Here is a 15,600-nt window from a genome sequence, read left to right on the forward strand (position 1 = left end):
CGGTTTACGGAAGCTATTTCACCATAAGGTTCTTAACAGGATCTTAAGAGAATGGCTTTTACGTACATTCATGAAAAATAGTCTATTTGCGGCTATTTTCCCTGTACAACAGGGATTGTGCTTCGTATAACACGGCTCAACACAAGGAGAACTGATGCGCATTTTACTGATCGAAGATGACACCTTGATTGGCGACGGTTTGAAAGTTGGGCTGACCAAGCTTGGCTTCAGCGTGGATTGGTTTGTCTCCGGCGAAGCCGGATTTCAGGCGCTAACGGCCGCGCCCTGGGATGCGGTGGTACTGGATCTGTCGCTGCCGGAACGCGATGGTCTGGATATCCTGCGTCAGTGGCGTCAGCAAGGACAAGACGTGCCGGTGCTAATTCTCACTGCACGTGATGCGCTCGATCAACGCGTGCAGGGATTGCAACTTGGTGCCGACGATTACCTGTGCAAGCCATTTGCGTTAACAGAAGTCGCGGCGCGCTTGCAGGCGCTGATCCGTCGTCGTCATGGGCAGCTGCAGCCAGAACTCAAACACGGCAAAGTAGTGATGGCACCCAACAGCCACAGCGTAATGTGCGATGGCGAAGCCGTCAGCCTGAAGAGCCGCGAACTGGCGCTACTGGAACTGTTTCTGCGCAATCCAGGCCGCGTGCTCACGCGCAGCCAGCTGGAAGAGAAGCTCTACAGCTGGGATGAAGATGTCTCTAGCAATGCGGTAGAAGTGCACATTCATCATCTACGCAAGAAACTCGGCAGCCAGTTTATCCGTACCGTACACGGCGTTGGTTATACGCTGGGAGCGGAGGAATGAGTCTGTTTCTGCGCCTCGCCATCGGCTTTGTGCTGTTGATTATGTTGTGCGGCGGACTTGCTGGTCTCAGCGCCTGGCATCAAACCCGCGATACGGTGAACGAGCTGTTTGATACCCAGCAAATGCTGTTTGCTAAACGCCTAATCACCCTTGATCCAACCGCGTTGCAGGACGTTACGCTGCCCAAAACTAAAGCGATCCTGCGCCATCATCGTGGCGAGCAGGATGATGATGCGCTGGCGTTTGCCATTTTCAGCGCCGAAGGCCAGCCGCTATTAAACGACGGTGAAAATGGTCGCGATCTGCAGTTTGATCAGCAGCGCGATGGCTTTGTTGATGGCCAGCTGCGTGACGATAATGACAGCTGGCGCTTAGTGTGGCTGACCTCTGAGGATAAGCGTTATCGCGTGGTGGTCGGGCAAGAGTGGGAATACCGCGATGATATGACGCGCGATCTGGCGCTCAGCAGCCTGCTGCCGTGGCTGATCGCCATGCCGTTTATGCTGCTGTTGCTACTGTTGCTGGTGTGGTTTGAGCTGCGCCCGTTGAAACGCCTCACGCTTTCACTGCATCAGCGTGCACCGGATGATGCTACGCCATTGCCGGACACGCGCTTGCCCAAAGAGGTGAAGCCGCTGGTGGTGGCGCTTAATGGCTTGTTCAGTCGTATGGCGCATTTGGTGCAGCGCGAACGTCGCTTTACCTCCGATGCCGCCCATGAACTGCGCAGCCCATTGGCGGCGCTGCGGGTGCAAAGTGAAGTAATTCAGCTGGCCGATGATGATGAGGCGATGCGCAAACGTGCCATTCAGCAACTGGATAGCGGCATTGCGCGCGCCACGCGGTTGGTAGATCAGCTTTTAACACTGTCCCGTGTGGAAGCTGACGATCTGCGCAGCGAGTTTCAACCGGTAGCGCTGGCGCCACTGCTCCAAAATTTGTTGGCGGAGCACTTCCCGCAGGCGGAACAACAGCAAAAGCATTTGCAGTTCACCAGCCACGCCGAACCGGTGATGAACGGTCATCCGCTGTTGCTGGGTTTGATGGTGCGGAATCTGCTGGATAACGCGCTACGCTATTCGCCGTCGGGCAGCACCATTGACGTACAGCTCAATGCCCGCGCCATAACCGTTGATGATAACGGGCCTGGCGTCAGCGATGAGCAACTGGCACGGTTGGGTGAACGCTTCTGGCGACCGCCGGGACAGGCGCAAACCGGGAGCGGATTGGGGCTTTCGATTGTGAAGAATATTGCGCAGCTGCACAACATTCAATTGCTGTTCAGCCAGCGAGCCAGCGGAGGATTGCGCGTCACCTTGAGTTGGTGACGCGCATGCATAACGTTAAATCTCGACTTGGGTTCCCAGCTCGATGACACGGTTCGGTGGGATTTCAAACTGATCCGGCGCGCGCAGCGCATTGCGTTGCAGTGCAAGGAACAACTTGCCGCGCAGGCGCAAATACCACGGACGATCGCCGATTATCAGCGATTCATGCGACATAAAGAATGAGGTTTCCATCATGCGGCAGTTAAGGCCTTCAAGGCCGCAGCGGTGGAAAATCTCCTCAACGTTCGGCGTTTCACGCCAGCCGTAGCTCGCCACTACGCGCCAGAAGGTGGGTGACAACTGTTCAATGGTTACACGACGGACATTGTGCACGTAAGGCGCATCTTCGGTACGCAGCGTCAGCAGCACCACGCGCTCATGCAATACCTTGTTATGCTTAAGGTTATGTAGCATGGCAAACGGAATCACATTCAACGCACGCGACATATACACCGCCGTTCCCGGCACGCGCACCGGCGGCGATTTCTCCAGCGACGCGATCATCGCTTCCAGTGAGTTGCCGTGCTCGTGCATACGACGCAGCAGGCGGAAACGCTCACTTTTCCAGGTGGTCATGATGATGAACATCATCAGCGCCAGCGTCAGCGGCAGCCAACCGCCGGAGAACACTTTGATCAGGTTGGCAGAGAACAGCGACACGTCGATGCACAACATGGCGATCAGAATCAGCACCACCAGATAGCGGTTCCAGTGCCAGTTTTGAATCGCTACGGTAGAACAGAGAATGGAGGTCAGCACCATGGTTCCTGTCACCGCGATACCATAAGCCGCTGCCAGATTACTGGAGTGCTCGAAGCCGACAATCACAATCACTACGGAGAAATAGAGCAGCCAGTTAATCACCGGGATATAGATCTGGCCGGATTCCTCTTCCGAGGTGTGCACAATGCGCATCGGCGGCAAATAGCCGAGACGCACCGCCTGACGGGTTAATGAGAACACGCCGGAAATCACCGCCTGTGACGCAATCACCGTGGCTAAGGTTGCCAGAATCAACATCGGGATCAGCATCCAATCCGGCGCGAGCAGGAAGAATGGGTTTTTAATCGCTTCGGGATGTTTAAGCAGTAACGCGCCTTGTCCAAAGTAGTTCAGCACCAGCGAAGGCAGCACCACGATGAACCAGGCGAGGCGAATCGGGAATTTACCGAAGTGGCCCATGTCGGCGTATAGCGCTTCGACGCCGGTAATCGCCAGCACCACTGCGCCAAGCGCGAAGAAAGAAACGGTTTTGTATTCAATAAAGAAATGCAGCGCCCAGTAAGGGTTCATCGCATGCAAGACGTCCGGGTTGCTAATGATGCTGCGCGCGCCCAGTACTGCAAGGACGAGAAACCACAGCAACATCACCGGCGCGAACAGCTTACCAACGATGCCTGTGCCGTGCTTTTGGATAACAAATAGCAAGGTCAGCACGGCAATCGCCAATGGCACGATGTAGGCATCAAGACTCGGCGCGGCAATTTCCAAACCTTCTATCGCAGAAAGTACCGAAACCGCCGGCGTAATCACCACTTCACCATAGAAGAAGCTGCCGCCAATCAACCCCATGATCACCAAAATTGCCGTGGCTCTAGCCCCCGTATGGCGTCCGGCCAGCGACATCAGCGTCAAAATCCCGCCTTCACCGGCGTTATCCGCACGCATCACGTAGCTAATGTACTTAAGTGACACCACCAGAATCAGTAGCCAGAAGATCAGCGACAAGAAGCCAAAAACCGCTTCACGTTCTACGCCAAAACCAAACTGACCAGAAAGACATTCACGCAATGTATAGAGCGGGCTGGTACCAATATCGCCATACACCACGCCAATTGCCGCCAGCGTGACTGCCCCAAGGGACTGTTTCTTATCCGAGCTCATAAGTTGTCTTTTGTTGGAGCCGGAGGCACTTGCCTACCGCTCAAGCCATCAAAAAGCGCACAGTATGCACATATTCCCAAAAAAACCTACTCTTACAAAGTGTCACCATCGCGTCGGTGACGCGGTTTTTCGCCGAAAATCGGGCCAAAAAACCGTTGGAAGCGGCGAGTTATCTCGCATCAACCTTCTGAAACAAAAAAGCTGACGGCTATCAACGCAATCGCGCATGATAATCAGTAGAGTATTGCGCTCGCCAGAATATGACGGCACCAGGATCAAAAGGATAATGATGTGATTATGGCTCAACCCCATCTTTTGGCAGAAAGAATTTCTCGCCTGAGCAACGCTCTGGAAAAAGGGCTGTATGAACGCCATCATGCGATCCGCCTCTGTTTGCTGGCTGCCTTGAGTGGCGAAAGCGTGTTTTTACTCGGGCCGCCGGGCATTGCCAAAAGTCTGATTGCTCGCCGATTAAAATACGCCTTCCAGCATGCCCGCGCTTTTGAATACCTGATGACCCGCTTTTCCACCCCCGAAGAAGTATTTGGTCCGCTGTCGATTCAGGCGCTCAAAGATGAGGGGCGTTATCAGCGTCTGACCAAAGGCTATCTGCCGGATGCCGAAATTGTCTTCCTCGACGAAATCTGGAAAGCCGGCCCGGCAATTCTTAACACCTTGCTAACCGCCATCAACGAACGTCGCTTCCGTAACGGCGACAGTGAAGAAAAAATCCCGATGCGTTTGCTGGTTACCGCCTCGAACGAACTGCCGGAAGCCGACAGCGGCCTGGAAGCGCTGTATGACCGCATGTTGATTCGCCTGTGGCTGGATAATGTGCATGAGAAGCAGAACTTCCGCAGCATGCTGACCCACCAGCAGGATGAAAACGACAATCCGGTGGCGGAATCATTGCGCATCAGCGATGAAGAGTATGAGCAGTGGCAGAAAGGCATCAGCCAGGTCAGTTTGCCGGATCACGTGTTTGAATTGATCTATCAGCTACGTCAGCAGTTAGAAACACTGCCGGACGCGCCCTACATTTCCGATCGTCGCTGGAAGAAAGCCATTCATCTGTTGCAGGCCAGCGCCTTTTACAGCGGGCGCGTGACCATCGCGCCTATCGACCTGGTGCTGCTGAAAGATTGCCTGTGGCATGACGTGGCTTCGATGAAGCTACTGGATCGCGAAATCGATACCTTGATGTCACAACATGCGTGGCAGCAACAGGCGCTGCTGCACAAACTGCAGCAGATCAAAGGTCGTCGTCTGGCATTGCAACAGCAGCAAAGTGTGGCGCAAGCGCTGACGCTCGAGAAACACAGCGGCATGTTCAGCCGCAAACCGCATTACGAATTACCCACAGCCATCACCGATGAGCAGCTGACGTTAATGCTGCAACAGCCGCTGATGCTGCACGATATGCAGGTGACGCACATTCTGATTGGCCGCGAAGCGCTGGATCAGTGGCTGCTGAAGGGCGGTGAAATCCGCGGCAAGCTGAACGGCATTGGCTTTGGTCAGACGCTGGATATGCTGGTGGATACCCATCACTGCCTGACACTGCGCGATGTCAGCCTGCAATCCACACGCCTGACGCTGCCCGGCGCCGGCAGCAGCAGCGAGGTCCCGCAGGAGATCATGGATGAATATGACGCGCTCGAGACGCAACTGCGCGCACAGCGCACGCTGTTCAGCCAACATCAGCGCTGCCTGTTTATTAGCGATGACTGGCTGGCACGCATTGAAACCAGCCTGCAGGATGTCGCGGAACAGCTGAAACAGGCAAGAAAATGATCTCACTGGAGACGCTGAGCACGCTGCTGTCGATTGGCGAAACCGAGTTAATCGAAGAGTTGATTATCGCGCTGCTCGCTTCGCCGCAACTGGCGCTGTTCTTTGAGAAGTTTCCCCGCCTGAAGCAAGCAATGATGCGCGATCTGCCACGCTGGCGATCGGAGATCGCCGAGCAGATCAAAGTCACGCCGGTGCCAGAAGCGCTGGCGCAGGAGTTTCAGCTGTTTCAGCAGATGCAATTGCTCAGTACGCAACATTTCACCCAGCAGCTACCCAACATTATGACGCAGCTGAAAAGCCTGCCGTCGCCGTTCATCGAAGAAGCCAGCAAACTGTTACTGAACGCCGAAAGCGCCGAGCTCAGCAACGCGCAACACACGCTATTCCTGCAACGCTGGCGTCTCAGCCTGACGCTGCAAACGTTGACGCTGAATGAAAGCATTCTGGAAGAGCAGCGCGATCGCTTGATGGCGGAACTGCAGCAGCGCATGGCGATCAGCGGTCAGCTGGCACCGATTCTCACCGATGACGATGAAGCCGCTGCTGGACGCCTGTGGGATTTGAGCAAAGCGCCGCTGCAGCATGGCGATTACGAACTGATCGTGCAGTACGGCGGTTTCCTCGCCCAGCAGCCGGAATTGATGAAACTGGCGCAGCAGCTGGGTCGCAGCCGCGAGGCCAAATCGGTGCCGTCGCAGGAGGCGCCGCTGGAAGCGTTTCACCAACTGGTGCGCGAACCGGATAACGTGCCGGAAGAGGTCAGCGGCATTCATCAAAGCGATGATGTGCTGCGGCTGTTGCCACCTGAACTGGCGGCATTGAGCATCAGCGAGTTAGAGCTGGAGTTTTATCGGCGCTTAGTTGAGAAACGCTTGCTGACCTATCGCTTGCAGGGCGATGCGTGGCATGAAAAAGTCACGATGAGTCCGGTCAGCCACCAGCAGCATGAAGAGCAACCACGCGGCCCGTTCATCGTCTGTGTTGATACGTCCGGTTCGATGGGCGGTTTCAATGAACGCTGCGCTAAAGCCTTTTGCCTGGCGCTGCTAAAAGTGGCGCTGGCGGATAAGCGTCGCTGTTACATCATGCTGTTCGCCCATGAAGTGATCGGCTATGAACTCACCGCCGATAACGGCATTGAGCAGGCGATCCGTTTTCTCAGCCAACGTTTTCGCGGCGGCACCGATCTCGCAGCCTGTCTCGCAGCAGTGGTGAAACGTATGGAAGGCAGCGCGTGGCAGGAAGCCGATGCGGTGATCGTGTCGGATTTTATTGCCCAGCGTTTGCCAGACGACATTATCAGCACCATTAAGCAGCGCCAGCGCCAATATCAACAGCGCTTTCACGCGGTGGCGATGTCGCTGCATGGTAAACCAGGCATTCTGCGCATCTTCGATCATATCTGGCGCTTCGATACCGGCCTGAAAAGTCGCCTGCTGCGCCGCTGGCAGCGCTAATTCATCTGACAGAAATGCTTATTTGCTATAGTGATAAGTTCGCACACTAAGCAACTGGAGCACCTTGTGACCACCGCCCAACTTCCCGCACCGACTCGCACGCTGCGACTCTCCGGCCAAAATACCGAACAAAAAAGAGCCGAGCTGCTGGCGTACTTCACCCAAACCTGGGAACTGTACGAAAGCCTATTTGATTGTCTGGCGGACGATCGCGCCTGGTTTAACAAAGCCATTTCGCTGCGCCATCCCCTGATCTTCTATTTTGGCCACACCGCCACCTTCTACATTAATAAGCTGATGGCGGGCCGCTATCTTGAGCAACGCGTTGACGATCACATCGAAGCGATGATGGCGATCGGCGTGGATGAGATGAGCTGGGACGATCTCAACGACAGTCACTACGACTGGCCAACCATCGCAGAAGTACGCGACTATCGCGGCAAAGTGAAAAGCCTGGTGAGCGAGTTCATTCGCACCCTGCCACTGGAACTGCCGATCGGCTGGGACAGCCCGGCGTGGGTGGTGTTAATGGGGATTGAGCACGAACGCATTCACCTGGAAACCTCCAGCGTGTTGATGCGCCAGCTACCGATCGAATGGGTCAAAGCGCAGCCGCACTGGCCGATTTGTCCGCAAGCACGTCACGATCGTCAATCCGTGCCAGCCAATTCCCTGATCGCCATGCCCGGTGGCCGCGTGCAGCAGGGAAAAACCGACGACACTTACGGTTGGGATAATGAATACGGCAGTCAGCAAACAGATCTCAAACCGTTTAAGGCCAGTAAAATGCTGGTCAGCAATGCCGAGTTTTATCGCTTTGTTGCGGCGGGTGGGTATAACGATCGCCGCTGGTGGGATGAGGAAGGTTGGGGTTGGCGTGAATTCTCTGGTGCGCAGATGCCGACATTTTGGGTCGGTGATGAACAGATGCCCGATCAGTTAAAACTGCGTTTGCTGGCTGAAGAAGTCGCGATGCCGTGGGATTGGCCAGCGGAAGTGAATCAACTGGAAGCCGCGGCGTTCTGTCGCTGGCTGGCCGAAGAGACCGGCAAATCTGTTCAGCTGCCGTGCGAAGCCGAATGGGCGCAGCTGCGTGAGCAGGTAAGCGGCGATCAGCCAGATTGGCATGATGCACCGGGCAATATCAATCTGGCGTACTGGGCTTCGTCTAACCCAGTTGACCATTTTGCACAGGGCGAGTTTTACGACATCGTCGGCAACGTCTGGCAGTGGACGACCACGCCAACCCACGGTTTCGACGGATTTAAGGTGCATCCGCTGTACGACGATTTCTCCACGCCGACCTTTGATGGCAAACATGCGTTGATCAAAGGCGGCAGCTGGATTTCCACCGGTAACGAAGCGCTGAAATCTGCACGCTACGCCTTCCGCCGTCATTTCTTCCAGCACGCCGGTTTCCGCTATGTGGTTTCTTCACATGAAGAGAGCATGGCGCTCAATCCTTATGAAACCGACAGCATGGTGTCGCAGTATCTCGATTTTCAGTACGGGCCGAGCTACTACAACGTGCCAAATTACGCGGCCGCGCTGGTGGAAAAACTGCTGCCGCACTGTGCTGTGCGCGGTCAGGCACTGGACATCGGCTGCGCCACCGGACGCGCCAGTTTTGAGCTGGCGCGTCACTTCGACGCGGTAACCGGTATGGATTACTCAGCACGCTTTATTGATGTTGCGCTGCAGCTGACCTCCGGTGAGGATTTCCGTTATGTGGTGCCAGAAGAAGGCGAGCTGGTGGAATATCGTCAAGTGCGGCTGAAAGAGTTTGGTCTTGAAATTGAGCAAGCGCAGCGCATTCAGTTTGTCCAGGGCGATGCCTGTAACCTGAAGCCGCAGCCGGATCGTTACGATCTGGTGCTAGCCTCAAATCTGATTGATCGTCTGCGTCAGCCAAAACGCTTCCTGCAGGATATTACCCCGATGATCCGCTCCGGCGGTTTGCTGGTGCTGTCATCGCCTTATACCTGGCTGGAAGATTTCACGCCGAAAGAGAACTGGCTGGGCGGTATTCGCGAAAATGGCGAAGCACTGACGACCTATCAAGCGCTGCAGCGCCTGTTACGTGAGGACTTTGACGAAGTGGCACCGCCGCAGGATGTACCGTTTGTGATCCGCGAGACGGCGCGTAAATTCCAGCATACCCAGGCGCAAGTCACCTTCTGGCGTAAGCGTTAAAAAGCGTGCAGACAACGGCCTGGCTGTTGTCTGCACCTTGCCTGCACCGCTAATTTGCTGCACATTCTCCTTTATTCATAGAAGAAGAACTCAACGAGGATGGACAATGGCGGAACACCTTCAGCTGGATAACCTGGATCGCGGCATTCTGAATGCGCTGCTGCAGAATGCGCGCACCGCTTATGCCGAGCTCGCCAAACAGTTCAACGTGAGCCCCGGCACAATTCATGTTCGTGTGGAGAAAATGCGCCAGGCGGGCATTATTTTGGGGACACGCGTGGAGATCGATCCCCGTCAGCTTGGCTTCGATGTGTGCTGCTTTATTGGCATTATCCTCAAAAGCGCCCGCGATTATCCGGCGGCATTGAGCAAACTTGATGCCCTTGATGAAGTCGTGGAAGCCTGGTACACCACCGGTCATTACAGTATTTTTATCAAAGTGATGTGCCGATCAATTGATGCCTTGCAACAGGTTTTGATCAACAAGATCCAGACCATCGACGAAATTCAGTCCACCGAAACCCTGATCTCACTGCAAAACCCGATCATGCGCACCATTAAGCCATGATCCTCCTCTAAGCTGTGCACAAACTTATCCCCGGCAGATCGCGCGCATGGCGCGACTTGCCGCCTGATGCTTTCTACTATTAACCCTGTTTTCCACAGGTGGATCACGGCTTGATCACAGCGTACAATGCTCGCCTTTAGTGCGGGAGAGCATCATGGCCGATATTACGTTAATCAGTGGAAGTACCCTTGGCAGCGCCGAATATGTAGCTGAACATCTGGAAGAAAAACTGCAGGAAGCGGGCTTCTCAACCGAGGTGTTGCATGGCCCTGAGCTGGATGAGCTGCAACCGGAAGGCATTTGGCTGATTGTAACCTCCACGCACGGCGCCGGTGAACTGCCCGATAATTTGCTTCCTTTATATGAAGCACTGCAAGAGACAAAACCAGACCTCTCCGGCTTACGTTATGGTGCAGTAGGCATTGGTAATCACGAATACGATCTTTTCTGTGGCGCGATCAAACTCCTGGAAGAGCAATTAAACCAGTTGGGTGCCAAACGTATTGGCGATCGCCTGGAGATCGACGTGCTGGAGCATGAGATCCCGGAAGACGCCGCCGAAGTGTGGGTCGCCACATGGAAAACTCAGATTTAAAACGATCTATAGTGGCTGGGGATCGGGAAAATAGAATGATCCCCAGTTGATTGCGCTGTTTTTTCACGTTAAACACGCGATCGACTGTGGATAACTAGGCCTGTTTCTTGCGTATAACCAGTAGTTATCCAAAGAACAACCGCTGTTTCTTTTTTAAGCTGTGTATAAGTGTCCATTTTGATCCCAGCTTATACGGATCAGGATCACCGATCATTCACAGCTAATGATCCTTTCTAATCGACTGTTTAACCTGTTCTTTTCGGGGTTATCAACAACCTGGGGCGATCCTAATAGTAGATCTAACAGAGAGATCATATAAAAGAATTAAAGATCCTTTATTTAAAACCTCAGGATCCCGCGACTTTCGCCGCCGACATAATTTCAGTAGAATCCACCGCCCAGGGCAACGATCCCTGTCCGAACACTAACGAGGACCCACTTCATGTTTTATCCAGATCCTTTTGACGTCATCGTAATCGGTGGTGGTCATGCGGGCACAGAGGCCGCGATGGCCGCCGCTCGAATGGGTCAGCAAACCCTGTTACTCACCCATAACATTGATACGCTTGGACAAATGTCCTGTAATCCGGCGATCGGTGGCATCGGGAAAGGACATCTGGTGAAGGAAGTGGATGCCTTAGGCGGTTTGATGGCCACGGCAATTGACCAGGCGGGTATCCAGTTTAGGATACTAAACGCGAGCAAAGGCCCAGCCGTTCGTGCCACGCGTGCTCAGGCTGACCGTGTACTGTATCGCCAGGCGGTACGCACTGCGTTAGAGAACCAGCCGAACCTGATGATCTTCCAGCAGGCGGTTGACGATCTGATTGTGGAAAACGATCGTGTCGTCGGTGCGGTGACGCAGATGGGCTTGAAGTTCCGCGCCAAAACGGTGGTGCTGACCGTCGGGACGTTCCTCGATGGCAAAATTCATATTGGCCTTGATAACTACAGCGGTGGCCGTGCTGGCGATCCGCCATCCATCCCGCTGGCAAAACGCCTGCGTGCGCTGCCGCTGCGTGTTAACCGTCTGAAAACCGGTACGCCGCCTCGTATCGATGCACGCTCAATCGATTTTTCGGTGTTGGCACCACAGCACGGCGATAATCCGATGCCAGTGTTCTCGTTCATGGGCAAGGTTTCACAGCACCCACAACAAGTGCCGTGCTGGATCACTTACACCAACGAACAGACGCATGATGTGATCCGCAATAATCTCGATCGTAGCCCAATGTACGCCGGGATCATCGAAGGTATTGGTCCACGTTATTGTCCGTCGATCGAAGATAAAGTGATGCGCTTTGCCGATCGTAATGCACACCAGATCTTCCTGGAGCCAGAAGGCCTCACCAGTAACGAGATCTACCCGAATGGTATCTCCACCAGCCTGCCGTTTGACGTACAGATGCAGATCGTGCGTTCGATGAAAGGGCTGGAAAATGCGAAGATCATCCGTCCGGGTTATGCCATTGAGTATGATTTCTTCGATCCACGCGATCTCAAACCGACGCTGGAAAGCAAATTTATCCACGGCCTGTTCTTTGCCGGGCAGATCAATGGCACTACCGGCTACGAAGAAGCGGCAGCGCAAGGTTTGCTGGCCGGTCTGAACGCCGCACGCGCTTCAGCGGACAAAGAGGGCTGGGCACCACGTCGCGATCAGGCTTACCTTGGTGTGCTGGTCGACGATCTCTGCACGCTCGGTACCAAAGAGCCGTACCGCATGTTTACATCGCGCGCGGAATACCGCTTGATGCTGCGTGAGGATAACGCCGACTTGCGTTTGACCGAAGCCGGCCGCGAACTGGGTCTGGTCGATGATGCACGCTGGGCGCGCTACAATCAGAAACTGGAGGCGATTGAGCAAGAACGTCAGCGCCTGCGCGATCTGTGGGTGCATCCAAAATCGGACAACGTGGCTGAAGTCAACGCTGTTATCAGCGCGCCGCTCACCAAAGAAGCCAGCGGCGAAGATCTGCTGCGTCGTCCAGAGATGACTTATCCATTGCTGACTTCACTCGCCAGCTACGGTCCGGCACTGCCTGATGAGCAAGCCGCTGAGCAAGTGGAGATTCAGGTAAAATACGAAGGTTATATTGCGCGTCAGCAGGAAGAGATTGATCGCCAGCAGCGCAATGAAAACACCTTGTTGCCTGTCGAGCTTGATTATCGTCAGGTGAATGGGCTGTCGAATGAAGTGATCGCGAAACTCAACGATCACAAACCGACCTCCATTGGCCAGGCTTCACGTATTTCGGGTATCACACCTGCGGCTATTTCAATTCTGCTGATTTACCTGAAAAAACAGGGCCTGCTGCGTAAAAGCGCCTGATAGACTTTGGGGCGAGGCACCTCGCCCCCGTTAATGGAATTCTCTTCGTGATCAACAAACTCTCCTCGCTGCTGAAAGCGGCGAACATTTCGCTTACCGATCAACAAAAACAACAGTTGGTTGGCTATGTTGAGTTGCTGCATAAGTGGAATAAGGCCTATAACCTGACATCAGTGCGTGACCCGCAGCAAATGCTGGTGCGTCATATTCTCGATAGCGTAGTGGTTGAGCCGCATTTGCAGGGCGAACGCTTTATTGACGTGGGGACCGGCCCGGGCTTACCCGGCATTCCGTTAGCCATTGTGCGCCCGCAATCTCATTTCACTTTGCTGGATAGCCTCGGCAAGCGCGTGCGTTTTCTGCGTCAGGTACAACATGAGTTAGGACTTACTAACGTCACGCCAGTGCAGAGCCGCGTTGAAGAGTTCCCCTCTGAGCCGCCATTTGATGGTGTTATCAGCCGAGCATTTGCCTCACTGGAAGATATGCTGAACTGGTGCCACCATTTGCCGGGCCGTGAAGGGCGTTTTTATGCCTTGAAAGGGGTGCGACCGGATGATGAAATTTCAGCGCTACCGAGTGGATTCGTGGTGGAGAAAATTCAGCCATTGCTGGTACCTGAACTGGATGGCGAACGCCATCTGGTGATCATTACTCGTCAATAGCCTTTTAAACGGTATGGAATTACGCCAATTCATACCGTTTGCCTTAGTTGTTCTGCTGAATGAAAAAGCAGCGATTGAACACTTTCAGACAAACGCTTTTATTTAGCAGGGCAGGGTAAGGGAGTTAACATCCGCGACGGAAATTATCCGAAAAGCTCTGTTACATTTAACGATTAATTCACATTTCATTATCACTTATATCACTTCGCAGCGTGTATTTACCCAACCGAATAATCACTGGGGAAAATATAACTTTGCAATAAGTTGGCGTGCGTAATATCACTTTTACGTTTTTATTGCAGAGCATGATGTCAATAGAGTGTTTTTATCGAAAATCAGCGTGTAGCGCTTAGGTGATAATTTTAATTCATTGATAATGAAATGCTTTAAGCAATTTTGAAATCGTATAATTCTTGTCTGAAACAAATTCGCTAGCTTAATCCTTGTTTATTATGTGATCTAAAGCACGCTTTAAAAGCAAGTCGATTGGGCAATTTCAGACTTTCAGCGAAGCATTGTTGGAAGTGGATGTTTTGAAAAATAGCCCTTCAGAAAGAAATTTAAATAATTGTTCACCTTTTCGCTACTTACCGATTGAAATCGCAGGTGGCGCCCGTATAATTTGCACGGCTTTTGCTGCTTGACTCAAATGAGTAAAGGCAGTCTTATACGACACGCGACATACCCCGTTCGGGGCAGGAGAGTTCAGCGTCATGTCAGTGTCTCTTTACAGTGTGAAATTAGCCCGGGCCGTGCTGATCATTCAGCTGGTGACCTTTGTCATCATCGGTGCGCTCTTTACCCTGAAAGAGGTCACCTGGGGCGCCTCCGCCATCGCCGGTGGAGTGGCAGCCTGGCTGCCGAACGTGTTGTTTATGTTTTTAGCCTGGCGCCTGCAGGATCAAACGCCTGCGAAAGGACGTGTTGCCTGGAGCTTCGCCCTCGGTGAAGTGTTGAAGGTGTTCACAACCGTCATTTTCCTTGCGGTGGCGTTGGGTGTGTTTGGAGCGGTCTTCTGGCCACTCGCAATCACGTGGTTATCGGTGCTGGTGGTGCAGATCGTCGCTCCGGCTGTAATTAACAACAAAGGGTAAGAGGCATCATGGCTGCTGGAGAAATCTCTACTCCGCAAGAATACATAGGTCACCACCTGAATAACCTTCAGTTGGACCTGCGTACTTTCGAGTTGGTGAATCCGCACGACGCTCCCGCGACGTTCTGGGTATTAAATATCGATTCCATGTTTTTCTCTGTGGTGCTGGGACTGATTTTCCTGGTGTTGTTCCGCAAAGTAGCTAAAAGCGCTACCAGCGGTGTTCCAGGGAAATTACAAGCGGCTATCGAACTGGTTGTCGGTTTCGTTGATAACAACGTGCGCGACATGTACCACGGTAAAAGCAAACTTATCGCCCCGCTGGCTCTGACGATTTTTGTCTGGGTCTTCCTGATGAACTTCATGGATCTGCTGCCTATCGATTTGCTGCCGTTTATCGGCGAGCACTATTTAGGCCTGCCGGCGCTGCGCGTCGTGCCGTCTGCAGACGTGAACATCACGCTGTCTATGGCGCTGGGCGTATTTATTTTGATTCTGTTCTACAGCATCAAAATGAAAGGCATTGGCGGCTTCACCAAAGAGTTGACGCTGCAGCCTTTTAATCACCCGATCTTCATCCCCATTAACCTGATTCTTGAAGGTGTTAGCCTGCTGTCCAAGCCTGTTTCACTGGGTCTGCGACTGTTCGGTAACATGTATGCGGGTGAGTTGATCTTTATCCTGATTGCCGGCTTGCTGCCGTGGTGGTCGCAGTGGTTGTTGAATGTGCCTTGGGCCATTTTCCACATCCTGATCATTTCGCTGCAGGCTTTCATTTTCATGGTCCTCACGATCGTCTATCTGTCGATGGCATCTGAAGAACATTGATTTTTATCTCAACACTTAAGCTTTTAACTGAAACAAACTGGAGACT

The 15,600-nt window shown here is 53.4% G+C and carries 12 protein-coding genes; 11 read left to right on the top strand and 1 reads right to left on the bottom strand.

Translation table 11 applies throughout. The annotated features are described in order from the left end of the window. Positions 1-154: 154 nt before the first annotated feature. Both qseB and qseC read left to right on the top strand, forming a co-directional pair. Positions 155-817 (top strand): quorum sensing response regulator transcription factor QseB, encoded by a 663-nt coding sequence (gene qseB / locus ACRQ84_RS15165; RefSeq protein WP_483816483.1) that lies wholly within the window; start codon positions 155-157, stop codon positions 815-817. Beyond that, positions 814-2,145, top strand: a complete 1,332-nt coding sequence (qseC, locus tag ACRQ84_RS15170; protein WP_483816484.1) for a quorum sensing histidine kinase QseC — start codon at positions 814-816, stop codon at positions 2,143-2,145. Before qseB ends, qseC begins: the two co-directional genes overlap by 4 nt. Positions 2,146-2,160: 15 nt before the next feature. Here the strand turns inward: qseC and kup are convergent, their stop codons facing one another. Beyond that, on the bottom strand, positions 2,161-4,029 hold the full coding sequence (gene kup / locus ACRQ84_RS15175) for a low affinity potassium transporter Kup (protein ID WP_064738318.1): 1,869 nt from the start codon (positions 4,027-4,029) through the stop codon (positions 2,161-2,163). Between the two features lie 297 nt (positions 4,030-4,326). Between kup and ravA the strand changes: the two genes are divergently transcribed. From ravA to atpB, 9 genes are all read left to right on the top strand, one after another. Beyond that, positions 4,327-5,823, top strand: coding sequence for an ATPase RavA (gene ravA, locus ACRQ84_RS15180; RefSeq protein ID WP_064738340.1), 1,497 nt, complete (start codon positions 4,327-4,329; stop codon positions 5,821-5,823). Then, the gene (viaA, locus tag ACRQ84_RS15185; RefSeq protein WP_483816485.1) at positions 5,820-7,280 is read left to right on the top strand and encodes an ATPase RavA stimulator ViaA; all 1,461 of its coding nucleotides are present in this window, start codon (positions 5,820-5,822) and stop codon (positions 7,278-7,280) included. Before ravA ends, viaA begins: the two co-directional genes overlap by 4 nt. Before the next feature lie 66 nt (positions 7,281-7,346). After that, the gene (gene ovoA, locus ACRQ84_RS15190) at positions 7,347-9,473 is read left to right on the top strand and encodes a 5-histidylcysteine sulfoxide synthase (protein ID WP_483816486.1); all 2,127 of its coding nucleotides are present in this window, start codon (positions 7,347-7,349) and stop codon (positions 9,471-9,473) included. Between the two features lie 106 nt (positions 9,474-9,579). Further along, complete coding sequence (gene asnC / locus ACRQ84_RS15195) at positions 9,580-10,041, top strand: transcriptional regulator AsnC (protein ID WP_008106733.1); 462 nt, start codon at positions 9,580-9,582, stop codon at positions 10,039-10,041. 154 nt (positions 10,042-10,195) lie between these two features. Then, positions 10,196-10,636, top strand: a complete 441-nt coding sequence (gene mioC / locus ACRQ84_RS15200; RefSeq protein WP_064738315.1) for an FMN-binding protein MioC — start codon at positions 10,196-10,198, stop codon at positions 10,634-10,636. A 442-nt stretch (positions 10,637-11,078) separates the two neighbouring features. Then, the gene (gene mnmG, locus ACRQ84_RS15205; RefSeq protein ID WP_483816487.1) at positions 11,079-12,968 is read left to right on the top strand and encodes a tRNA uridine-5-carboxymethylaminomethyl(34) synthesis enzyme MnmG; all 1,890 of its coding nucleotides are present in this window, start codon (positions 11,079-11,081) and stop codon (positions 12,966-12,968) included. Positions 12,969-13,015: 47 nt separating this feature from the next. Then, positions 13,016-13,633, top strand: coding sequence for a 16S rRNA (guanine(527)-N(7))-methyltransferase RsmG (gene rsmG / locus ACRQ84_RS15210; RefSeq protein ID WP_064738313.1), 618 nt, complete (start codon positions 13,016-13,018; stop codon positions 13,631-13,633). A gap of 713 nt (positions 13,634-14,346) precedes the next feature. Beyond that, positions 14,347-14,727, top strand: coding sequence for a F0F1 ATP synthase subunit I (atpI, locus tag ACRQ84_RS15215; protein ID WP_064738312.1), 381 nt, complete (start codon positions 14,347-14,349; stop codon positions 14,725-14,727). 8 nt (positions 14,728-14,735) lie between these two features. Further along, positions 14,736-15,554 (top strand): F0F1 ATP synthase subunit A, encoded by an 819-nt coding sequence (atpB, locus tag ACRQ84_RS15220; protein WP_007893608.1) that lies wholly within the window; start codon positions 14,736-14,738, stop codon positions 15,552-15,554. Positions 15,555-15,600: the final 46 nt, after the last annotated feature.

It is taken from the genome of Pantoea sp. E2023-21 (assembly GCF_051302795.1).
Lineage (GTDB): Bacteria > Pseudomonadota > Gammaproteobacteria > Enterobacterales > Enterobacteriaceae > Pantoea > Pantoea ludwigii_A.